Genomic DNA, 20,537 nt, shown 5'->3' on the forward strand with positions numbered 1-20,537 from the left:
GTGGAAGCCCGCAGACCGCCCGGCGCGGCCACCGGAGGCGCCGGCCCGATGCCCGGCCAAGGAGAGACCCGCACCACAGGCGCGGCGTCCGCCCTCGCGGAGATCAGCACGGTCGACTACCACACCGGCGGTGAGCCGTTCCGCGTCGTCACGGCCGGAGTCCCGGACATCCCCGGCGCCACGGTCCTGGATCGCAGGGACAACGCCTCGGCGCCCGGGTTCGGCGAGATCGACCGGGTGCGGCGGCTGCTGTGCCACGAGCCACGCGGCCACGCCGACATGTACGGCTGCTTCCTGGTCCCGCCCGACGACCCCGGCGCACACCTGGGCGCGCTGTTCTGGCACAAGGACGGCTACTCCACGGCCTGCGGCCACGGCACGATCGCCCTGGGCGTCCACGCCGTGGAGTCCGGGCTGGTCGAGGCCGGCCCCGACGGCGACACCGACGTGGTCGTCGACGTGCCCTCAGGACGGGTCACCGCGCGCGTCCGCCGCTCCGGCGGGCTGATCGAGTCGGTGACCTTCCGCAACGTGGCCTCCCACGTCGCCGCCCGGAAGGTGCCGGTGATCGCCGTCACCGCCGCCGGCGTCGCGGCGCAGGCCGAGGTCGACATCGCCTACGGCGGAGCCCTGTACGTCTCGGTACCCGCCGGCGCGTTCGGGCTGGCGGTGGAGCCGCGCCACCTCACCGAGCTGATCGTCCTCGGCCGCTCGATCAAGGCGTTCCTCGCCGACCACCCCGCCGCGCGGCATCCCGCCGACGACCGGCTGTCGGGCATCTACGGGGTGATCTTCTACGACGAGCTCGCGCCGGGCCGCCAGCGCAACGTCACCGTCTTCGCCGACGGCGAGGTGGACCGCTCGCCCTGCGGGTCCGGTACCGCCGCCCGGCTCGCCCTGCTGCACGCCGACGGGTTCACCGGGGAGCTCGTCCACGAGAGCATCGTCGGGAGCGTGTTCACCGGGCGGGTGGCCGAGGAGCGCGGGGACGCCGTCATCCCCGAGATCACCGGCATGGCCTACCGGACCGGCGTCCACCGGTTCACCATCGACCCGCGCGACGCCCTCGGGGCGGGGTTCACGCTGCGATGAGCGAGCTGCCGTATCTCGACGGGGACACCGTGCGGGCGCTGATGCCGATGGACCGCGCCGTGCGCGTCCTGCACGACGCGCTGCGCGCCGGGCTCGACCCTGACGGCGGCCCCCCCCGCGCCGTGGCCGGGGTGCCCGCCGGGCAGCTCCTGCTGATGCCCGCCTGGCACGGCCGGCACGCGGGGGTCAAGATCGCCGGGGTGGCGCCCGGCAACCCGGCGCGCGGGCTGCCGCGCATCCAGGGCGCCTACCTGCTGCTCGACGGGGACACCCTGGCCCCGCTGGCCGCGATGGACGGGGCCGCGCTCACCGCGCTGCGCACCCCGGCGGTCTCGGCGCTGGCCGCGGAGTTCCTGGCCCGGCCGGACGCGCGTTCGCTGACCGTCTTCGGCGCCGGGCCCCAGGCGCGGGGCCACGTCGAGGCGCTGCGTTCCGTCCGCCCCGTCGAGCGGGTCACCGTCGTGGCCCGCGACCCCGCCCGCGCCCGCGCGTTCGCCGAGCGGTGCGCCGGCCTCGGCCTCGCCGCGACGGCTCTGCGCATCGCCGGCGACGCCGTCCCGACCGGCGACGCCGTCCCGGCCGGTGGGGCAGGAGCGGCGGGGACGGCGGAGGTGGAGGAGGCCGTGGCGTCCGCCGACCTGATCGCCTGCTGCACGAGCGCCAGAGAGCCGTTGTTCCCGGGCGCGCTCGTCGCCGACGGCGCCACCGTCGTCGCGGTCGGGTCGCACGAGCCGGACGCCCGCGAGATCGACGGTGAGCTGGTCGCGCGGGCGACCGTGGTCGTCGAGTCCCGGGCCGCCGCGCTCGCGGAGGCCGGCGACCTGGTCATCCCCGTCAAGACGGGCCTGATCGGAGCCGGCCACATCGCGGGCGACCTCGCCGAGCTCGTGCGGGGCGGCGTCGAGCCGGGCCCCGGCCCTCGCGTGTTCAAGAGCGTGGGCATGGCCTGGGAGGATCTGGTCGTGGCGGCCGCCGTCCACGAGGCGTGGGCGGGCCGATGAGCCTGGGGAGGGGTGCCGGCATGGCGAGGGCCGAGCGAGGTGGCCGGGCGTGCGCGCCCGCGCCGCATGACCGCGTGAGCGGCTCCGGGCGGCGTGACCGGGTGAGCGGCTCCATGGGAAGTGTCCGCGTGAGCGGCTCTTGGGGGACTGTCCGCGTGAGCGGCTCCGGAGGGAGTGTCCGGACGGGGCGCTCCGGGCGGGGTGGTCGGGCGTGAGCGAGGAGGGGAGGCTGGACCTGCCGGTCATGGGCGGGCGCCAGAGCCTGCGCGAGCAGGTCGCCCAGGCGCTGCGCGACGCGCTGGTGGCCGCCGAGATGCGCCCCGGCGTGGTGTACTCCGCCCCGGTGCTGGCCGCGCAGTTCGGCGTGTCGGCCACCCCGGTGCGCGAGGCGATGCTCGACCTGGCCAAGGAGGGCCTGGTCGAGGCGGTGCGCAACAAGGGGTTCCGGGTCACCGAGCTGTCCGAGCGCGACCTGGACGAGCTCACCGAGATCCGCAGGCTGCTGGAGGTCCCCACGGTCGCCCGGCTGGCGGGCGCCCCCGCCGCCGGGGACGCCGAGCGGCTGCGGCCGGTGGCCGAGGAGATCGTCTCGGCGGCGGAGCGTGGCGACCTGCTGGCCTACGTCAACGCCGACCTGCGCTTCCACATGGACCTGCTGGCCCTGGCCGGCAACGCCCACCTGGTGGAGATCGCCCGCGACCTGCGCTACCGCGCCCGGTTGTACGGCCTGAAGACCATGTCCGAGCGGGGCACGCTGGCCGACTCCGCCCGCGAGCACCTGGACATCCTGGACGCCCTCGCCCGCGGCGACGCCGAGGCCACCCGCACCCTCATGGACCACCACATCCAGCACGTGCGGGGCATCTGGGCCGACCGCCCGGAGTGACGAAGGGGCCCCAAGGCCGGTACGCCGGAACCGCGGCCCGTCCCGCCCGTCCGCCCGTCTACGCGGTGAGGCGCCGCTCGAAGCCGGTGACCATGGCGAGCAGGCCGGCCTCGAACCACTCGTCGTAGAACGCCGCCACGGCGGGGTCGGCGACCGGGGCGGCCGGCCGCGTCCCCGGTGGGCGGCCGACCTGGGCGAGGGCGTGGCCGAGGACGTAGACGCCCACCGACTGCACGGCGGTCAGGGCGTCCTGCCGGGCGACGCCCGAGGCGGCGAAGCGCTCCAGCAGGCCGGCCAGCAGGGTGAGACCGGTGTCGACGTCGACGGGATGGGTGGCCAGCAGGGGCACGGCGTCGGGGTGGGCGAGCAGCGTCCGCCGGTAGGCGAGGGCGAACAGACGCAGGGCCTCGGTCCACGGGACGGCCGGGACGGGCTCGGCGGCCGCCTCGGCGAACAGGTGGCCGACCAGCGCGGTGAGCAGGGCGTCGCGGTTGGGCAGGTGCCGGTACAGGGACATGGCCGCCACATCGAGACGGGCGCCCAGGCGGCGCATGGTCAGCGCCTCCAGCCCTTCGGCGTCGAGGATCTCCACGGCCGCGGCCACGATGCGCTCGCGGCTGAGCACGGCGGGCCGCCCGCCGCGCCCGGCCGCGCGGGGCCGGCTCCCCGCTGGTGGGTTCATGCGGTCAGGGTAGCGGCGAGGGTGGTCGCGAGCATCTGCAGGGAAAGCGCGCCCACCACCATGTGCTGGACGTCGATCACGACGTCGTGGCCGTCGGTGGGCAGGATCTTCAGCGTGCGGCCGTAGTCGCGCAGGTAGGTCTCCCGCTGGGCGGCGGAGGCGGGGCGGAAGTAGGGCACCCACCAGTTCCACAGGTGGCCGCCCACGACCAGGCAGCACAGCAGGCTGGCCGTGACGAGCGACCAGGTCTGGTGCAGGGCGACCCCCGCGGCGATCAGCAGGGGGAAGGGGTAGTTGATCGCCGCCGCGGCCAGCCGCCGGCCGACGTTGCCGGGGGCCAGGTCGTTGAGCGGGAACATGGGCACCCACTCGGTCACGGCCAGCCAGGCCAGCCAGACGAGCGGGACGATGATCGCGAGCGTGGTCATGGCGCCTCCATGTAGTTTGTGTACGAGGTAAGCTTACGTCGTACACAAACTAGGGCGCAAGAGTCCGGCCGGGTCTGGTGACCGAACGTTAAAGGCTGTTGACTGAGTAGGTAATACAGGGAAAGCTGGGACCGGCCGCTCCCGAACGACCGTGGAGGCTCCATGAGCGTCACCGACGAACTGCTCGCCAACGCCGAGCGCTACGCGGCGGACTTCGGCAAGGGGCACCTGCCGCTGCCGCCCGCCCGGCAGGTCGCCGTCCTGGCCTGCATGGACGCCCGCCTCAATGTGTACGGGCTGCTCGGGCTCACCGAGGGCGACGCGCACGTCATCCGCAACGCCGGCGGGGTGGTCACCGCCGACGAGCGCCGCAGCCTCGCCATCAGCCAGCGCCTGCTCGGCACCCGCGAGATCATCCTCATCCACCACACCGACTGCGGCATGCTGACCTTCACCGACGACGCCTTCAAGGACGCCATCGCCGGCGAGACCGGCCTCAAGCCCGACTGGGCCGCCGAGGCGTTCGCCGACCTGGACGAGGACGTCCGCCAGTCCATCGCCCGCATCCACGCCGACCCGTTCATCCCCGTCAAGGACTCGGTCCGCGGCTTCGTCTACGAGGTGGAGACCGGCCGGCTCCGCGAGGTGAAGGCCTGACGGGCGGCCGGGCGAGGCCGCCGGCGTCGGGGGACGCGGGCGGGCGGCGGTCAGGTGGTGCGGGCGGTCAGGTGGTGCGGGCGGTCAGGTGGTGCGGGCGGTCACGTGCTGCGGGTCGCCCCTGCGGAGGCGATGACGACGCAGATGATGGCCGCCCATTCGCGCAGGTGGAGGACCTCGCCTAGCACCACGAGCCCGACCAGGGCGGCCATGGCGGGTTCCAGGCTCATCAGGATGCCGAAGACCCGCTTGGGCATCCGCCGCAGCGCCTCCAGCTCCACGCTGTAGGGGATGACCGACGACAGCAGGCCGACGCCCGCTCCGAGCAGCAGGAGCTCGGGGGTGAGCAGCGCCGTGCCGCCGCTGGTCACCCCGATCGGCGCGATCACGACCACCGCGACCAGCATGGCGAACGACAGCCCCGAGGTCCCCGGGAACCGGCCGCCCACGGCGGCCGAGAGCAGGATGTAAGCGGCCCAGCACCCGCCCGCCACGGCGGCGAACGCGATGCCGGCCCAGTTCAGCCCGCTCGTCTGGCCCCACGGCGCGAGCAGCAGGATGCCGGTGGCGGCCAGCGCCACCCACAGCAGGTCCTTGCGCCGGTGCGAGGCGGCGACCGCGACTCCGAGCGGTCCGAGGAACTCGATGGTCACGCAGATGCCCATCGGCAACCGGGCCAGGGCCTCGTAGAACGAGAGGTTCATCACGCCCAGCGTCACGCCGAAGGCCGCCCCCGCGGCCAGGTCGCGCCGGCTCAGCCCGCGCAGGCGGGGCCGGGCGACCACGGTGAGAATGGCCGCGCCCGCCGCGATGCGCAGGAACACCACCGCGCTGGGCGGCAGCGCGGCGAACAGGTTCTTCGCCAGGCCGGCGCCGATCTGCACCGACAGGATCGCCAGGATCACCAGTCCGGACGGGGGCACGGCGCCGATCGCGGCGCGCGCCATGGCGCCCGGCCGCGCCCGGCCCTGGGGGAAGGGGCCGGCGGAGGAGGACAGGGAGTGCACGGTCATGGGCGTCGGTCCTCGGATTCCTCACACGGGGCGTGCGGTCGGGGAGGCGGGGTGGCCGGCCGCTCACCGGCGGCACTCCGGCGCGTTAGAGCATAGGCCGCCGGACTCTTCAGATCGGCCACCGGGGGCCGCGCGGGCCGCTCTTCAGATCGGCCACCGGGCCGCACGGGCCGTCGACGCCGGTGTCGTCACCGGACCGGCGTCGCCGATGACCGACGTGCCGCCACCGCGGTGTTCCGCCGGCGACGCGCGCCGGCCGACGCGGCCCACGCGCGGGCGCCCTGTCTCCTATGACAAGTGCGGCGATGCGCGTAGGCTGAGGGCAGCGGTGACTTGCTCGCGCCCGGTTCGAGCGCATAGGCGATTTCTTTCGCACCGTGGGATCGGATCCGATCGTGACAGCCCTGTCGATCCAGATGGCGCACGGCCAAGATCGCACCACCCTCGCCCTGATCGGTGACCTCGACAGGACCTCGGCCATCCACCTGGACGACGCCGTCGAGGCGGCACTGTACGACGGTCATCGGCACCTCACCGTGGACACCTCCGAACTGACCTTCTGCGACTCCTCGGGACTGTGGGCGTTGCTGCGGGCCCAGCGCGCCCTGGCGCAGGTCCAGGGCACCATGGCGCTCACAGGCATTCACGGCGTCCTGCGGCGCGTTCTGGAGGTCACCCGGCTCGCCGATGCCTTCACCATTCAGCACACCCCGCCTCCCGCCACCTGCCGGGCACCGCACCGGGCGCCTCTCAGAACCCGGTCGGCGTAGTCCGGCACCTCACTCCCAGCGGAAGAAGCGGGACGCCAGGGCCAGGGAGACCACGGCCCACGCCAGCAAGACGAGCACGTCGTGCGCCGGGAAGCCGCTCGCCCCGGACAGCACCGCGCGCACCCCCTCGGTCAGCGCCGTGATCGGCAGCAGCTCGACGACGGCGCGCAGCGGGTGCGGGAAGGCCGACACCGGCACCACCACGCCGCCGAGGCCGAGCAGCACCAGGTAGACGAGGTTGGCGGCCGCCAGTGTGGCCTCGGCGCGCAAAGTGCCCGCCATCAGCAGGGCCAGCCCGCTGAATGCGGCCGTGCCGAGCAGGAGCAGCAGAGCGGCCCACAGCGGGTTGCCCCGGGGATGCCAGCCCATGGCCAGGGCGACGGCCGCCACGACCACGACCTGCAGCGCCTCCACGGTGATCACCGCGAGGGTCTTGGCCAGCAGCAGGCCGGGCCGGGACAGGGGAGTGGCGCCCAGGCGCTTGAGCACCCCGTACCGCCGTTCGAAGCCGGTGCCGATCGCCTGCCCGGTGAAGGCCGTGGACATGATCGCGAGCGCGAGCACGCCGGGGGTGACGAAGTCGACCCGCCTGCCGGGCACCTCCAGCAACGGAATCGCGGAGAAGCCCACCAGCACCAGGATCGGGATGATCAGCGTGAGCAGGAGCTGCTCGCCGTTGCGCAGCACGGCCCGGATCTCCGCGCCGGCCTGCGCGAGCACCATGCGGCGCAGCGGCGCCGCTCCCGGAGCCGGCGTGAAGTCGAGCACGGGCGCGGTCACCGGGATCTCCTCAGGAGCATCGGGGTCAGAGAGTGGGCGCCCGGCACCGCGATGCCCGCGGGGGCCGGGACGCGAGCGGAGGCGGCCCGGGCGAGGGCGCGCGAGCGCGGAGGGGTCATCGCAGTTCCCGTCCGGTGAGTTCGAGGAAGACGTCCTCCAGGGTGCGGCGCTCGACGCTCAGGTCGTCGGTGGTGACGCCCTCGGAGGCGCACCAGGCGGTCACCGTGCCCAGCAGTTCGGGACCCACGTGGCCCTCGATGACGTAGTGGCCGCTCGGGGACTCCTTGGCCGTGCTCCCCGTGGGCAGCGCGTTCAGCAGCTCGTCCAGATCGAGCCCGGGGCGCGCCCGGAAGCGCAGCTGGCGCTCGGCCCCGGTGAGCGACCGGGGGCTGCCCTCGGCCACGACCCGGCCGCGGTCGATGATGACGACCTTGTCGGCGAGCTTCTCGGCCTCGTCCATGTGGTGGGTGGTCAGCACCGTGGAGACCCCGCGGGCGCGCAACTCGGCGATGACGTCCCAGCAGGCGTGCCGCGCCTGCGGGTCGAGCCCGGCGGTCGGCTCGTCGAGGAAGACCAGCTCGGGCCGGCCGATGATCGCGGCCGCCAGCGACAGGCGCTGCTGCTGGCCGCCGGACAGGCGGCGGTAGGGAGTGCGGGCGTGCTCGGTCAGGCCGAGCCGGTCGAGCAGGGCGCCGGGGTCGAGAGGCGCGGCGTGGAAGCGGGCCACCAGCCGCAGCCACTCCCCGGCGCGGGCGGCCGGGGGCACGCCGCCGGACTGCGGCATCACCCCGACCCGGGGTTTGAGCGCGGCCCCGTCGCGCGCGGGATCCAGGCCGAGCACGCGCACGGTGCCGCCGTCGGCGCGCCGGAACCCCTCGCAGATCTCCACGGTGGAGGTCTTGCCCGCGCCGTTGGGGCCGAGGATCGCGGTGACCGCGCCGCGTTCGGCGACGAGGCTCAGACCGTTGATCGCGAGCGTGCGGCCGTATCGCTTGACCAGGTCGGTGAGCGCGACGGCTGGGGCGTTCATGAGGACGAGTCTAGGGACCGCGCGCCGCGGTCCCGGCGGCGACCGGGGCGTCCGGTGCCGCGTGACGGTAAAGCTTCGCAGCACTTCCCATCAAGGCGGGCGGTCGCGGGACATGTCGGCCGTGTCGCCGTGTGAGGCTGACGCTCGTCCCCTGCCGCGCCCGCGCGGACGCGGGGGGCGGCTCGGGCGTGAACATCCGCTGTCAAGGAGGTCCGGCATGCCCACGCGTACCGGTTACAAGCCCGGCGTGCCCTGCTGGGTGGACCTCGCCAGCACCGACCTCACCGCGTCGGTCGCCTTCTACGAGGCGCTGTTCGGCTGGCGGGCCGCGTTCGACACCTGCGGGGAAGCGGGGGTGTACGGCCGTTTCTCCCAGGGGGGCAGGCTGGTGGCGGGCATCGGCCCGACGTTCTCCCCTGACCGTCCCTCGGCCTGGAACACCTACTTCGCCACCGGGGACGCCGAGTCGGCCACCGAGCGGGTCAAGGAGGCGGGGGGACGGGTCGCCGTCGGGCCGGTCCAGGTCTTCGACGAGGGCACCATGGCGGTCTTCCAGGACCCCGAAGGCGCCTCGTTCCTGGTCTGGGAGCCGGTGCGGCACCAAGGCGCGCAGCTCGTGGACGAGCCGGTCGCGCTCTGCTGGAGCGAGCTGGCCTGCCGCGACCCGGAGGGGGCGAGGGCCTTCTACGGCGAGGTCTTCGGCTGGAGCGCCCGGACCCTGACAGGCCCCGGAGGCGGCGACCGCGCCGAGTGGCTGCTTGACGGCAGGCCCGTGGCCGGCCTGCGGACCATGAACGCAGTGCCCTCCCCGCCCGGCCGCGGGACGCCGTCCCTGGGGGAGCGGGTGGCGCCGTCTCCGGGAGGTGCGCCGTCCGTGCCCGAGGCAGGTACGCCGTCCGTGCCCGAGGCAGGTACGCGGTCCGTGCCCGAGGCAGATACGCCGCCCGTGCCGGACCGCGGGGCGCCGTCCTCGCCGGACGCGCCGCACTGGCTGGCGGTCTTCGCCGTGGCCGGCTGCGAGGCCACCGCCGTCCTCGCCGAACGGTGCGGCGGCGCGGTCGTGAGCCCGCCGCGGGACCTGCCCGCCGGACGGCACGCCGTGCTCGCCGATCCGTGCGGCGCCGTCTTCGCCGTCATGGCTCCGAGCCCTCCCGGCGGGGCCCGGCCGACGCTCTCCGCGTCCGGGGAGAGCGGACCTCCTCCGAAGGGGCAGGTCACGCCTCGAGGGTAGAATCGCCTGGTAGCGGGGCTACCGGCAGGGTCCACCATGAGCGCAACCCGATCGGGACGGAGTGTCGGAAGAGGGCTGACACCCCTCATGCTCATCGCGAGCAGCGTGCTCGCGATGCTGGTGGGGCTTGTCTTCGGGGCGCCGTTCTGGGCGATCACCGACCTGCTCCGCGCGACGGACGCGCGAGAGCACACCCGCGTCACGCTCGTCGAGATGAACGGCCTCCAGAAGCTCGTCCTCGACCTTGAGACGGGAGCGCGCGGCTACCTCATCACCCGGCAGCAGCGTTTCCTCCAGCCGTGGGAGGCCGCCAGGGAGGCCTTCCCCGGGGAGGCGCGGAAGGTGATCGCTCTCGCCCGCACGACCGAGCTGCGGCGCCAGGCCGTCGAGATCACCGGTGACGGCGATTCCTTCCTCCGCGACTATTCGGTCCCGCTGGTCGAGGCGGCGAAGCGGGGGGATCCGTCCGCCTGGAGCGTGGCGACGACGGTGGAAGGTAAACGACGCGTCGACCACTTCAGGTCTCAGTTCGACCGGTTCGACCGCGAGGCGCGGTCCATATTGGCGGCGCAGGAGCAGGCCGCCGAGGCCAAGGTTCGCTGGGCGACCGCGGCGGCGGCCGGCGGGCTGGTGGCATCGGTCCTCCTCATCGCCGGTTACAACGGGTATCTGACACGGGCGATCGTCCGGCCGGTGCGCCGGGCCGCCGCCGTCGCCACCAGGCTCGCCGGCGGTGACCTCTCGGCGCGCATGCCCGAAACCGGCACCGGCGAGATCGGGGAGCTCGAAGCCGCGTTCAACGGCATGGGGAGTTCGCTGGAGGAGAGCCGCAGGCTGGCGGACGAGGCGCACATGCGCCTCAAGCTGCTGTACGAGGCCGGCACGGCGGTGGGCACCACGCTCGACGTGGGCCGGACGGCGGAAGAACTGGTGCAGGTGGTGGTCCCCGAGTTCGCCGACTTCGTCACCGTCGACCTGTCGGTGTCCGTCCAGCGAGGTGAGGAGCACCCTCCGGCCGAGTGGGAGCAACTGTGCCGGGTGGCCAGGGGAGGCATCGGGGAGGTCGTCCCCTTCCAGCCGGCGGGCAGCCTGATCACCTGGCGGCCGTCCACCCCCCAGGCCAGCAGTCTTCGCCACGGGATCACCATGGTCGAGCCCGACCTGCGGGGTGGCACCGCATGGCGGTCCCAGGACGGCGAGGAGGCCGCGCGGATCCTCGATCGCGGCTGCCATTCGCTGATCACGACCCCGCTGTCCGCTCATGGAATGCGGATGGGCGTGGTCAGCTTCTGGCGCTCGCATCCGCACGAGGCATTCGACGATGAGGATCTGTCCTACGCGGCGGAGCTGGTCGCCAAGGCCGGCGTCGCCATCGACAACGCCCGCCGCTACACCCAGGAGCGCGACACGGCGCTGACCCTGCAGCGCAGCCTGCTGCCCCAGCGGCTGTGCGACCGGCCGGCGGTGGAGATCGCCTCCCGTTACCTGCCCGCGGGTGTGCAGGCGGGTGTGGGGGGCGACTGGTTCGACGTGATCCCCCTGTCCGGCTGCCGGGTCGCCCTGGTCATCGGGGACGTCGTCGGCCACGGCATCCACGCCTCCGCCACCATGGGGCGGCTGCGCACCGCCGTGCGCACGCTGGCCGACGTCGACCTGCCGCCCGACGAGCTTCTCACCCATCTGGACGACCTGGTCATCCACCTGCTCAACGAACAGCAACCCGGCGCGTCCGAAGGCGAGGCGGGGATCTTCGGGGAGCTGGGAGCCACGTGCGTGTACGCCGTCTACGATCCGGTCTCGCGGTGTTGCACCATGGCCACCGCCGGTCACTTCCTGCCCGTCCTGATCATGCCAGACGGCACCACGGAGGTCGTGAACGGGCCTGTCGGTCCTCCCCTCGGCATCGGCGGCCTGCCCTTCGAGACCACCGAGCTGTTCCTGGCCCCCGGCAGCGTGATCGCCCTGTTCACCGACGGCCTGGTCGAAGTCCGCGACCGCGACATCGAGCAGGGGCTCGCCGAGTTGCGCCGTGCCCTGGCGATGCCGGCGGCGTCGCTCGAAGACGCCTGCGACGTCGTGACCGGTGCGCTGCTCGACGGTCGTCGCGCGGCCGATGACGCGGCCCTTCTCCTCGCCCGCACCGGAGCCCTCTCTGCGGACCGGTTCGCCACGTGGGACGTCCCTGCCGACCCGGCCCGGGTCTCGCACGCCCGCCGGCTGGCCATGGACCAGCTCCACGCCTGGGGCCTGGACGAGATGGAGTTCATCACCGAACTCGTGGTCAGCGAACTGGTCACCAACGCCATCCGCCACGCGGCTCCCCCGATCCAGCTGCGGCTGATCCGCGGCAACACGCTGATCTGCGAGGTCTCGGACGGCAGCAGCACCGCGCCCCACTTGCGCCGAGCCCGCGTCTTCGATGAGGGGGGCCGCGGGCTGCTGCTGGTCGCACAGCTGACCCAGGGCTGGGGGACGAGGCAGACCACCTCGGGCAAGACGATCTGGTGCGAACAGGTTATGCCGGCCTCCGTGCCGAGCGATGGGGCACGCGAGGCGTTCCCGGAAGTCGTGTGAGCGTGGCGTCACCGGCGGCGGGATGTTGCGCCCGCTCCCGCGGACGGTCCATGGCCGGTTCGAGGGCGTCCGCGAAGGGGGACCGGAAAGTTATAGCCAAATGGGAATTAGGTGGGCTTTGTAGAGGTTGGGGGTTCCTCGCCCCCTTGTGGGCTGTTTGATACCTCAGCTCACGAAAGGGATCGCATGCGCGCGACCGCTGTGCAGCAAGACGCCCCGGCGGATCGCTCCGCCGGCCAGAGGCGCCGGCGGGGAGTGCTCGTGCTCATCCTGGGCGCGCTGTCGGCGATCGGGCCGCTGTCCATCGACATGTACCTGCCCGCGCTGCCGGCCATCAGCGGGGAGATGATGACCGGGGCCGCCCAGATCCAGCTCACGCTGACCGCCTGCCTGGTCGGGGTCTCGGTGGGCCAGCTCGTCGCCGGGCCGCTGAGCGACGTGCGGGGACGGCGCGGCCCGCTGATCTTCGGGGTCGGCGCCTACGCGCTCGCCTCGCTGCTGTGCGCGTTCGCCCCCACCGTCTGGGCGCTGGTCGGGCTGCGCCTGGTGCAGGGCCTGGCCGGCGGCGCGGCGCTGGTGATCGTCCGGGCGATCGTGCGCGACCTCTACGACGGACCGGCGATCGCGCGCATCTTCGCGACGCTGATGCTGGTGAGCGGGCTGGCGCCCATCCTGGCCCCGATCGCCGGGGCCCAGTTGCTGCGGGTCACCTCCTGGCGCGGGGTGTTCGTCGCCCTCGGCGCCGCCGGGCTGGTCCTGCTGCTGGCCGTGCTGGCAGGTGTGCGTGAGACGCTGCCGGCCGGGGAGCGGGGCGGCGGCGGGTTGCGGCACACTCTGGCGATCTTCGGAGTGCTGCTGCGCGACCGGTCGTTCATGGCGGCGGCGATGGCGGGCGGGCTCGGCTTCGCCGGCATGTTCGCCTACATCTCGGGGTCGCCGTTCGTGCTCCAGGAGATCTACGGGGTGTCCCCGACCGGCTTCTCGGTGATCTTCGCGACCAACGCGCTCGGTCTGACCCTGATGGCCCAGGTGGGCGGCCGGGCCGCGGGCCGGGTCCCCCCGGCGCGGCTCGTGCTGGTCGGCCTGCTGCTGGGCGTGATCGGCGCCGCCGGTCTGGCCGGAGCCGTGCTCGCCGGCCTCGGCCTGCCCGTGGTGGTCGCCTCGCTGTTCACGCTGATGTGCGGGGCCGGGCTCTCGTTGCCCGGGTCGGGGGCGCTCGCGCTGGCCGGCCAGGCGCCCCAGGTGGCCGGCAGCGCCTCCGCGCTGCTCGGCCTGCTGCAGTTCGGCTTCGGCGGGCTGTCCGCGCCGCTCGCGGGCCTTGGCGGCACCGGGACGGCGCTGCCGATGGCGCTGGTCATGGTGGTGCTCACCGTGGCGGCCCTGATGACCTTCCTCGGGCTGCGCCGCCGCACGCCCGCGACCGGCGTTTCCCCAGCTTAGGTAAGCCTTACCTGCGTGACGTACCCCATGAACGTCGAGTTGTGTGCCGGGAAGGAATTACGGCACACTGATGTTGTGAAAAACGTGACCGGGATGACGAACGCCGAGAAGGGCGCCGAGCGCGGTACGCGCGCGCGCGTCGCACGGCTCATCCTGGAGCACGGCCCGATCAACGCCGCCGCCCTGGGCGAGCGGCTCGGGCTGACACCGGCGGCGGTGCGCAGGCACCTCGACGCGCTGCTCGCCGAAGGCATGATAGAGCCCCGCACGGTGCGTCCCCGCGGTCAGCGCGGGCGCGGGCGGCCCGCCAAGCTGTTCGTGATCACCGACGCGGGCCGCAGCGCCTTCGTGCACGCCTACGACGGCCTGGCCGGGGGCGCCCTGCGTTTCCTCGCCGAGCGCGCGGGCGAGGAGGCCGTCGCGGAGTTCGCCCGGTCCCAGGTGAGCGGCCTGGTGCGGCGGCTGGCCCCGGCGATGAGCGAGGTGCCCGCCGACCAGCGGGTGCGCGTGCTCGCCGAGGCGCTGACCGCAGACGGCTATGCCGCCTCGGCCAGCCAGGCGAAGTCGGGCGGCGAGCAGTTGTGCCAGCACCACTGCCCCGTGGCGCACGTGGCGGCGGAGTTCCCGCAGTTGTGCGAGGCCGAGACCGAGGCCTTCGGGCAGCTTCTCGGCACCCCCGTCCAGCGCCTGGCGACCATCGCCCACGGCGACGGGGTGTGCACCACCCACGTGAGCCCGAGGGCGCTGGCCGCACAGCGGAACCAACCTGCGACCCCCCGGCGCACCGCGACCGTGGACACCTCAGACGACTCCGGCGATGTGACCATAAGCACTTCGCGGAACGCGATCGAGAGCAAGGAGACCGGAAGGTGACTCTCACCGACCGCCCGGAGCTTGAAGGCCTCGGGAATTACAAGTTCGGCTGGGCCGACGCCGACGTGGCCGGCGCGACCGCGCGCCGCGGCCTGTCCGAAGAGGTCGTGCGAAACATCTCCGCGTTGAAGAACGAGCCCGAGTGGATGCTCGACCTGCGGCTGAAGGGCCTTCGCCTGTTCGGCAAGAAGCCCATGCCCACGTGGGGGTCCGACCTGTCGGGCATCGACTTCGACAACATCAAGTACTTCGTCCGCTCCACCGAGAAGCAGGCCGCCTCCTGGGACGAGCTGCCGGCGGACATCAAGAACACCTACGACAAGCTCGGCATCCCCGAGGCCGAGAAGCAGCGCCTGGTCGCCGGCGTCGCCGCGCAGTACGAGTCCGAGGTCGTCTATCACAAGATCCGTGAGGACCTCGAGGAGAAGGGCGTCATCTTCCTCGACACCGACACCGGCCTCAAGGAGCACCCGGAGATCTTCAAGGAGTACTTCGGGTCGGTCATCCCGGTCGGCGACAACAAGTTCGCCTCGCTGAACACCGCGGTGTGGTCGGGCGGCTCGTTCATCTACGTGCCGCCGAACGTGAACGTCGAGATCCCGCTGCAGGCCTACTTCCGGATCAACACCGAGAACATGGGCCAGTTCGAGCGCACGCTGATCATCGTCGACGAGGGCTCCTACGTCCACTACGTCGAGGGCTGCACGGCGCCGATCTACTCCTCCGACTCGCTGCACAGCGCGGTCGTCGAGATCATCGTGAAGAAGAACGCCCGCTGCCGTTACACGACCATCCAGAACTGGTCGAACAACGTCTACAACCTGGTGACCAAGCGCGCCGTCGCCTACGAGGGCGCCACCATGGAGTGGATCGACGGCAACATCGGCTCCAAGGTCACGATGAAGTACCCCGCCGTGTACCTCATGGGCGAGCACGCCAAGGGCGAGACGCTGAGCGTCGCCTTCGCCGGCGAGGGCCAGCACCAGGACGCCGGAGCCAAGATGGTGCACCTGGCGCCCAAGACCTCCTCGACGATCGTCTCCAAGTCGGTCGCGCGCGGCGGCGGCCGCACCTCCTACCGGGGCCTGGTCCAGATCGAGGAGGGCGCGGCGGGCTCGGCCTCCACGGTCAAGTGCGACGCCCTGCTCATCGACCAGATCAGCCGCTCCGACACCTATCCCTACGTCGACGTCCGCGAGGACGACGTCTCCATGGGGCACGAGGCGACCGTCTCCAAGGTGTCGGACGACCAGCTGTTCTACCTCATGAGCCGCGGCCTGAACGAGGACGAGGCCATGGCGATGATCGTGCGCGGCTTCGTCGAGCCGATCGCCCGCGAGCTGCCCATGGAGTACGCGCTCGAGCTGAACCGGCTCATCGAGCTGCAGATGGAAGGAGCGGTGGGCTGACCATGGGGCTGGATTCCAAGCCACTGTCGACCCTGCACGGGAAGGCCTCCTACAAGCTGGAGGACTTCCCGGTCCCCACCGGCCGCGAGGAGGCCTGGCGCTTCACGCCGCTGTCGCGGCTGCGCGGCCTGCACGACGGCACCGCCGCGGGCTCGGGCACGGTCGTCGTCAACGTGGACGCCGCGCCCGAGGTCTCGGTAGAGACCGTCGGCCGCGACGACCCCCGCATCGGCAAGGCGTTCGCGCCGACCGACCGGGTCAGCGTCCAGGCGTTCACCTCCTTCGAGAAGGCCACCGTGATCACGGTGCCGAAGGAGGCCGTCACCTCCAGGCCGACCGTCATCAGCCTGCGCGGCGAGGGCGGCGGCGCGGTGTACGGCCACATCGTGGTCGCCGTCGAGCCGCTCGCCGAGGCCGTGGTCGTGCTCGACCACCAGGGCAGCGCGGTGTACGCCGACAACGTCGAGTTCGTCGTCGGCGACGGCGCCAAGCTGAAGGTCGTCAGCCTGCAAGACTGGGCCGACGACGCCGTGCACGTCTCCCAGCACCACGCCCACCTGGGCAGGGACGCCACCTACCGGAGCTTCGTCGTCACCCTCGGCGGAGACCTGGTGCGCTTGTCGCCGTCGGTGACCTACACCGGCCGCGGCGGGGACGCCGACCTGAGCGGGCTGTACTTCGTGGACGCCGGCCAGCACATCGAGCACCGCCTGCTGGTCGACCACAGCGTCCCCGACTGCCGCAGCAACGTCGACTACCGCGGCGCCCTGCAGGGCGACGACGCGCACGCCGTCTGGATCGGCGATGTGATCATCCGCGTCGAGGCGACCGGCACCGACACCTACGAGCTCAACCGCAACCTCATCCTCACCGACGGCGCCCGCGCCGACTCGGTGCCGAACCTGGAGATCCTCACCGGCGAGGTCGCCGGCGCCGGCCACGCCTCGGCGTCCGGCCGCCTGGACGACGAGCACCTGTTCTACCTGCAGGCACGGGGCATCCCGTTCGACGAGGCGCGCCGCCTGGTCATCCGCGGGTTCTTCGCCCAGCTCCTCCAGAAGATCGAGGTCGAGGAGATCCGCGAGCGGGTTCTGGCCGCGGTGGAGGCGGAGCTCGGCTCATGACGTTCATCAAGGCCTGCACGATCTCCGACATCCCCGACGGCGGGGTCGTCGGCGTCGAGGTCGAGGGCACGCCGGTCGCGCTGGTCCGCAAGGACGGCGAGGTGTTCGCCCTGCACGACGTGTGCTCGCACGCCGAGGTACGCCTCAGCGAGGGCGACGTCTACGACGACACCCTTGAGTGCTGGCTGCACGGGTCGTGTTTCGACGTGCGCAGCGGCAAGCCCACCGGGCCGCCCGCGGTGCGCCCGGTCCCTGTCTACCGAGTGAAGCTCGAAGGCGACGACGTGCTCGTCTCGCTCGACAGCGCAGACCATGCTGAAAATGGGGAGTCTTAAGTGTCCACGCTGGAAATTCGTGACCTGCATGTCGCCGTGGAGGACAAGGAGATCCTGCGCGGCGTCAACCTGACCGTCCGTGCGGGGGAGACCCACGCCCTCATGGGCCCCAACGGGTCGGGCAAGTCGACGCTCGCCTACGCCGTCGCCGGCCACCCGAAGTACACCATCACCTCCGGCACGGTCACCCTCGACGGCGAGGACGTGCTGTCGCTGACGGTGGACGAGCGCGCCCGCGCCGGGCTGTTCCTCGCCATGCAGTACCCCGTCGAGGTGCCCGGCGTCTCGGTGTCGAACTTCCTGCGCAGCGCGGTCACCTCCGTGCGCGGTGAGGCGCCCAAGCTGCGGGTGTTCACCAAGGAGCTCAAGCAGGGCATGGACGCCCTGTCGATCGACCCCGCCTTCGCCCAGCGCAACCTCAACGAGGGCTTCTCCGGCGGCGAGAAGAAGCGTCACGAGATCCTGCAGCTCGAACTGCTCAAGCCGAAGATCGCCATCCTCGACGAGACCGACTCCGGTCTGGACGTCGACGCCCTGCGCGTCGTCTCCGAGGGCATCAACCGCTTCGGCGCCTCCGGCGAGACCGGCGTGCTGCTGATCACGCACTACACGCGCATCCTGCGCTACGTGAAGCCGGACTTCGTCCACGTCTTCGCGGGCGGCAGGGTCGTCGAGGAGGGCGGCCCCGAACTGGCCGACCGGCTCGAGTCCGAGGGTTACGAGCGCTACACGAAGGCGACCGCATGACAAACGGCATGTTCGACGTGGACAGGATCCGGAAGGACTTCCCGATCCTGTCGCGCGAGCTGCCCGGGGGGAGGCCGCTGGTCTACCTCGACTCGGGCAACTCCTCCCAGAAGCCCTCGCAGGTCATCGCGACCATGCGCGAGCACATGGAACAGCACTACAGCAACGTCGGCCGCGCTCTGCACACGCTCGGCGGCGAGTCGACCGAGGCCTACGAGGGCGCGCGCGACAAGGTGGCCGCCTTCATCGGCGCGCCGGACCGCGACGAGGTGGTCTTCACCAAGAACGCCTCCGAGGCGCTCAACCTGGTGGCCTACTCCTTCGGCAACCCGACCTGCGCCGACGATCGGTTCCGCATGGGGCCCGGCGACGAGATCGTCATCTCCGAGATGGAGCACCACTCCAACATCGTGCCCTGGCAGTTGCTCGCCCAGCGCACCGGCGCGACCCTGCGCTGGTTCCCGGTGACCGACGAGGGCCGCCTGGACCTGTCGGGCCTGGACGAGCTGGTCAACGAGCGCACCAAGATCGTGTCGGTCGTGCACCAGTCGAACGTCCTCGGCACGGTCAACCCGGTGGACGGCATCGTGGCCAGGGTCCGCGAGGTCGGCGCGCTGATGATGCTCGACGCCTCCCAGTCGGTGCCGCACCGCGCGGTCGACGTGGCGGCGCTCGGCGTCGACTTCGTGGCCTTCACCGGGCACAAGATGGTCGGCCCGTCCGGCATCGGCGTGCTGTGGGGCCGGCGGGAGCTGCTGGAGGCCATGCCGCCGTTCCTGGGCGGCGGCGAGATGATCGAGGCGGTCTGGATGGACCACTCGACTTTTGCTCCGGTACCCCACAAATTCGAGGCCGGCACCCCACCTATCGTCGAGGCGATCGGGCTCGGCGCGGCCGTCGACTATCTCACCGCGGTGGGCATGGACGACATCCGCCGGCACGAGCACGAGCTCACCGTGTACGGTCTGAAGGCGTTGTCCGAGGTCCCGGGCTTGCGCATCATCGGGCCCACCACGGCCGAGGACCGCGGCGGCCTTCTGTCGTTCACCATTCCGGACATTCATCCCCACGATGTGGGGCAGATATTGGATGACCAATTCGGCGTCGCCGTGCGCGTCGGGCATCATTGCGCCCGGCCGCTGCATTTGCGCTTCGGAATACCGGCGTCGACGCGGGCGTCTTTCTATCTGTACAACACCACGGACGAGATCGACGCACTGGTCCGGGGCATCCATTACGTCCAGAAGGTGTTCGGATAAAAGATGATCGCCGAGTCGCTGTACCAGGAGCTGATCCTCGAGCACTACAAGCACCCGCAGGGCCGTGGCCTGCGCGATCCGTTCGACGCCGAGGTGCACCACGTGAACCCCACGTGTGGCGACGAGGTGACGATGCGGGTCAAGCTGGGCGACGGCGGCCAGGTCGAGGACGTGTCCTACGACGGCCAAGGGTGCTCGATCAGCCAGGCCGCCGCCTCCGTCCTGCACGAGCTGGCCACCGGTTCCACCGTTGTCCATTCTCTGGCGGTGGTGGACGAGTTCACCCGGCTCATGCAGGGCCGGGGTCAGATCGAACCCGACGAGGACGTGCTGGGTGACGCCGTCGCCTTCGCGGGTGTGGCGAAGTTTCCGGCCAGGGTGAAGTGCGCCCTGCTGGCATGGATGGCCTACAAGGACGCCGTGGCGAGGAGCTCGGCATGAGCGTCCCGCGGCCGGTTGGATTGGACGGCCCCGCGCGCGGGGCGGCATGTGCGAGGCAAGGCGAGGAGGCGGCGTGAGCAAGCCCGTGGAGACCCCGACGGGGACCGTCACCGGGTTCGACGGTGAGGCGAGCCTGGAGGAGGTCCTCGAAGCCCTGAGGGACGTCGTCGACCCCGAGCTCGGGGTCAACGTGGTGGACCTCGGTTTGGTCTACGGCGTGAACCTCGACGAGGGCGAGCCCGGTGCGCCGCCGGTCGCCACCATCGACATGACCCTCACCAGCGCCGCCTGCCCGCTCACCGACGTCATCGAGGAGCAGGCGCACTCGGCCCTCGAGGGCATGGTGTCCGACGTCAAGATCAACTGGGTCTGGCTTCCCCCGTGGGGCCCGGACAAGATCACCGACGACGGCCGCGACCAGCTCCGCATGCTCGGATTCAACGTCTGACCATCACATCTCCTGACGCCCCCACGAGACCGGCCCGCGGCGCCCGGCCCTGCCGGGCCGCCGTCCCTTCGCCGGGATCGGTGCGGGGCGTCCTGTCGGACGCCGTTCTCCCTGTCTGCGAGACCTCGGTACGGCGATCCGCGCGCTTTCGCGCCCTGGTACGGCCCGTCGCGGAGCCTCGGCCGCACCCGCTTGATCGCATCCGGACGAGGATAGGCTAGACTTCAGTTCGCCCACTGTTTCGAGTGGTGCTCGCGTGTGCCATGAGCGCACCGCTTCGCATCCTTCCGGGTGCCCGTGTTCGAGTGCGGCGCAGG

General features: G+C 72.1%; 21 protein-coding genes. 16 read left to right on the plus strand and 5 right to left on the minus strand.

What is annotated here, in order from left to right; genetic code table 11:
- The 3 genes from ABZT47_RS21900 (at position 1) to ABZT47_RS21910 (ending at position 2,979) form a co-directional block, all read left to right on the plus strand.
- Positions 1 to 1,092 carry a proline racemase family protein gene (locus ABZT47_RS21900; protein ID WP_354844893.1) on the plus strand — a complete coding sequence of 364 codons (1,092 nt, stop codon included), beginning with the start codon at positions 1 to 3 and terminating at the stop codon, positions 1,090 to 1,092.
- Positions 1,089 to 2,093 carry an ornithine cyclodeaminase family protein gene (locus ABZT47_RS21905; RefSeq protein WP_354844896.1) on the plus strand — a complete coding sequence of 335 codons (1,005 nt, stop codon included), beginning with the start codon at positions 1,089 to 1,091 and terminating at the stop codon, positions 2,091 to 2,093. The genes ABZT47_RS21900 and ABZT47_RS21905 overlap by 4 nt, the downstream gene beginning before the upstream one ends.
- Positions 2,094 to 2,304: 211 nt before the next feature.
- Positions 2,305 to 2,979 carry a GntR family transcriptional regulator gene (locus ABZT47_RS21910; RefSeq protein ID WP_354844898.1) on the plus strand — a complete coding sequence of 225 codons (675 nt, stop codon included), beginning with the start codon at positions 2,305 to 2,307 and terminating at the stop codon, positions 2,977 to 2,979.
- 58 nt (positions 2,980 to 3,037) lie between these two features.
- Here the strand turns inward: ABZT47_RS21910 and ABZT47_RS21915 are convergent, their stop codons facing one another.
- Both ABZT47_RS21915 and ABZT47_RS21920 read right to left on the minus strand, forming a co-directional pair.
- Positions 3,038 to 3,661 (minus strand): TetR/AcrR family transcriptional regulator C-terminal domain-containing protein, encoded by a 624-nt coding sequence (locus ABZT47_RS21915; protein ID WP_354844900.1) that lies wholly within the window; start codon positions 3,659 to 3,661, stop codon positions 3,038 to 3,040.
- On the minus strand, positions 3,658 to 4,089 hold the full coding sequence (locus ABZT47_RS21920) for a hypothetical protein (protein WP_354844903.1): 432 nt from the start codon (positions 4,087 to 4,089) through the stop codon (positions 3,658 to 3,660). The genes ABZT47_RS21915 and ABZT47_RS21920 overlap by 4 nt, the downstream gene beginning before the upstream one ends.
- A 162-nt stretch (positions 4,090 to 4,251) precedes the next feature.
- Between ABZT47_RS21920 and ABZT47_RS21925 the strand changes: the two genes are divergently transcribed.
- The gene (locus ABZT47_RS21925) at positions 4,252 to 4,746 is read left to right on the plus strand and encodes a carbonic anhydrase (RefSeq protein ID WP_354844905.1); all 495 of its coding nucleotides are present in this window, start codon (positions 4,252 to 4,254) and stop codon (positions 4,744 to 4,746) included.
- A gap of 101 nt (positions 4,747 to 4,847) precedes the next feature.
- Here ABZT47_RS21925 and ABZT47_RS21930 read toward each other — a convergent pair whose 3' ends face one another.
- Positions 4,848 to 5,759 (minus strand): EamA family transporter, encoded by a 912-nt coding sequence (locus tag ABZT47_RS21930; protein ID WP_354844908.1) that lies wholly within the window; start codon positions 5,757 to 5,759, stop codon positions 4,848 to 4,850.
- A gap of 395 nt (positions 5,760 to 6,154) precedes the next feature.
- Between ABZT47_RS21930 and ABZT47_RS21935 the strand changes: the two genes are divergently transcribed.
- Positions 6,155 to 6,529, plus strand: a complete 375-nt coding sequence (locus ABZT47_RS21935) for an STAS domain-containing protein (RefSeq protein WP_354844912.1) — start codon at positions 6,155 to 6,157, stop codon at positions 6,527 to 6,529.
- A gap of 9 nt (positions 6,530 to 6,538) precedes the next feature.
- Here ABZT47_RS21935 and ABZT47_RS21940 read toward each other — a convergent pair whose 3' ends face one another.
- The gene (locus ABZT47_RS21940) at positions 6,539 to 7,252 is read right to left on the minus strand and encodes an ABC transporter permease (RefSeq protein ID WP_354845275.1); all 714 of its coding nucleotides are present in this window, start codon (positions 7,250 to 7,252) and stop codon (positions 6,539 to 6,541) included.
- 172 nt (positions 7,253 to 7,424) lie between these two features.
- Entirely contained in the window at positions 7,425 to 8,339 is a 915-nt protein-coding gene (locus tag ABZT47_RS21945) for an ABC transporter ATP-binding protein (RefSeq protein ID WP_354844915.1), read from the minus strand.
- Positions 8,340 to 8,556: 217 nt separating this feature from the next.
- Between ABZT47_RS21945 and ABZT47_RS21950 the strand changes: the two genes are divergently transcribed.
- The 11 genes from ABZT47_RS21950 (at position 8,557) to ABZT47_RS22000 (ending at position 20,220) form a co-directional block, all read left to right on the plus strand.
- The gene (locus tag ABZT47_RS21950) at positions 8,557 to 9,570 is read left to right on the plus strand and encodes a VOC family protein (RefSeq protein ID WP_354844919.1); all 1,014 of its coding nucleotides are present in this window, start codon (positions 8,557 to 8,559) and stop codon (positions 9,568 to 9,570) included.
- 87 nt (positions 9,571 to 9,657) lie between these two features.
- Positions 9,658 to 12,144 carry a SpoIIE family protein phosphatase gene (locus tag ABZT47_RS21955; RefSeq protein ID WP_354844922.1) on the plus strand — a complete coding sequence of 829 codons (2,487 nt, stop codon included), beginning with the start codon at positions 9,658 to 9,660 and terminating at the stop codon, positions 12,142 to 12,144.
- Positions 12,145 to 12,405: 261 nt separating this feature from the next.
- A complete protein-coding gene (locus ABZT47_RS21960; RefSeq protein ID WP_354844925.1) occupies positions 12,406 to 13,584 on the plus strand; it encodes a multidrug effflux MFS transporter in 1,179 nt (392 codons plus the stop codon).
- Between the two features lie 93 nt (positions 13,585 to 13,677).
- Positions 13,678 to 14,457 (plus strand): winged helix-turn-helix transcriptional regulator, encoded by a 780-nt coding sequence (locus ABZT47_RS21965; protein ID WP_354845278.1) that lies wholly within the window; start codon positions 13,678 to 13,680, stop codon positions 14,455 to 14,457.
- Positions 14,454 to 15,866, plus strand: coding sequence for a Fe-S cluster assembly protein SufB (gene sufB, locus ABZT47_RS21970; protein WP_354844928.1), 1,413 nt, complete (start codon positions 14,454 to 14,456; stop codon positions 15,864 to 15,866). The genes ABZT47_RS21965 and sufB overlap by 4 nt, the downstream gene beginning before the upstream one ends.
- A 2-nt stretch (positions 15,867 to 15,868) precedes the next feature.
- A complete protein-coding gene (sufD, locus tag ABZT47_RS21975) occupies positions 15,869 to 16,990 on the plus strand; it encodes a Fe-S cluster assembly protein SufD (RefSeq protein ID WP_354844931.1) in 1,122 nt (373 codons plus the stop codon).
- Positions 16,987 to 17,325, plus strand: coding sequence for a non-heme iron oxygenase ferredoxin subunit (locus ABZT47_RS21980; RefSeq protein ID WP_354844933.1), 339 nt, complete (start codon positions 16,987 to 16,989; stop codon positions 17,323 to 17,325). Before sufD ends, ABZT47_RS21980 begins: the two co-directional genes overlap by 4 nt.
- Entirely contained in the window at positions 17,326 to 18,072 is a 747-nt protein-coding gene (sufC, locus tag ABZT47_RS21985) for a Fe-S cluster assembly ATPase SufC (RefSeq protein ID WP_354844935.1), read from the plus strand.
- Positions 18,069 to 19,331 carry a cysteine desulfurase gene (locus ABZT47_RS21990; RefSeq protein ID WP_354844938.1) on the plus strand — a complete coding sequence of 421 codons (1,263 nt, stop codon included), beginning with the start codon at positions 18,069 to 18,071 and terminating at the stop codon, positions 19,329 to 19,331. The genes sufC and ABZT47_RS21990 overlap by 4 nt, the downstream gene beginning before the upstream one ends.
- A gap of 3 nt (positions 19,332 to 19,334) precedes the next feature.
- Positions 19,335 to 19,772: a Fe-S cluster assembly sulfur transfer protein SufU gene (gene sufU / locus ABZT47_RS21995; protein WP_354844941.1), complete on the plus strand. Its 438-nt coding sequence runs from the start codon at positions 19,335 to 19,337 to the stop codon at positions 19,770 to 19,772.
- Between the two features lie 73 nt (positions 19,773 to 19,845).
- Positions 19,846 to 20,220, plus strand: a complete 375-nt coding sequence (locus ABZT47_RS22000; RefSeq protein ID WP_354844944.1) for a metal-sulfur cluster assembly factor — start codon at positions 19,846 to 19,848, stop codon at positions 20,218 to 20,220.
- The last annotated feature ends 317 nt before the right edge of the window (positions 20,221 to 20,537 follow it).

It is taken from the genome of Sphaerisporangium sp. NPDC005289, assembly GCF_040607455.1.
GTDB lineage: Bacteria > Actinomycetota > Actinomycetes > Streptosporangiales > Streptosporangiaceae > Sphaerisporangium > Sphaerisporangium rhizosphaerae.

Bases quoted from the DNA above. Each gene is read 5' to 3' on its own strand.
- ABZT47_RS21915 (WP_354844900.1), bottom strand. From the start codon at position 3,661: ATGAACCCACCAGCGGGGAGCCGGCCCCGCGCGGCCGGGCGCGGCGGG.
- ABZT47_RS21980 (WP_354844933.1), top strand. From the start codon at position 16,987: ATGACGTTCATCAAGGCCTGCACGATCTCCGACATCCCCGACGGCGGG.
- ABZT47_RS21990 (WP_354844938.1), top strand. From the start codon at position 18,069: ATGACAAACGGCATGTTCGACGTGGACAGGATCCGGAAGGACTTCCCG.
- ABZT47_RS21940 (WP_354845275.1), bottom strand. From the start codon at position 7,252: ATGGTGCTCGCGCAGGCCGGCGCGGAGATCCGGGCCGTGCTGCGCAAC.
- ABZT47_RS21955 (WP_354844922.1), top strand. From the start codon at position 9,658: ATGCTCATCGCGAGCAGCGTGCTCGCGATGCTGGTGGGGCTTGTCTTC.
- ABZT47_RS21945 (WP_354844915.1), bottom strand. From the start codon at position 8,339: ATGAACGCCCCAGCCGTCGCGCTCACCGACCTGGTCAAGCGATACGGC.
- ABZT47_RS21920 (WP_354844903.1), bottom strand. From the start codon at position 4,089: ATGACCACGCTCGCGATCATCGTCCCGCTCGTCTGGCTGGCCTGGCTG.
- ABZT47_RS21950 (WP_354844919.1), top strand. From the start codon at position 8,557: ATGCCCACGCGTACCGGTTACAAGCCCGGCGTGCCCTGCTGGGTGGAC.
- sufU (WP_354844941.1), top strand. From the start codon at position 19,335: ATGATCGCCGAGTCGCTGTACCAGGAGCTGATCCTCGAGCACTACAAG.
- ABZT47_RS21925 (WP_354844905.1), top strand. From the start codon at position 4,252: ATGAGCGTCACCGACGAACTGCTCGCCAACGCCGAGCGCTACGCGGCG.
- ABZT47_RS21930 (WP_354844908.1), bottom strand. From the start codon at position 5,759: ATGACCGTGCACTCCCTGTCCTCCTCCGCCGGCCCCTTCCCCCAGGGC.
- ABZT47_RS21965 (WP_354845278.1), top strand. From the start codon at position 13,678: ATGACGAACGCCGAGAAGGGCGCCGAGCGCGGTACGCGCGCGCGCGTC.
- sufD (WP_354844931.1), top strand. From the start codon at position 15,869: ATGGGGCTGGATTCCAAGCCACTGTCGACCCTGCACGGGAAGGCCTCC.
- ABZT47_RS21905 (WP_354844896.1), top strand. From the start codon at position 1,089: ATGAGCGAGCTGCCGTATCTCGACGGGGACACCGTGCGGGCGCTGATG.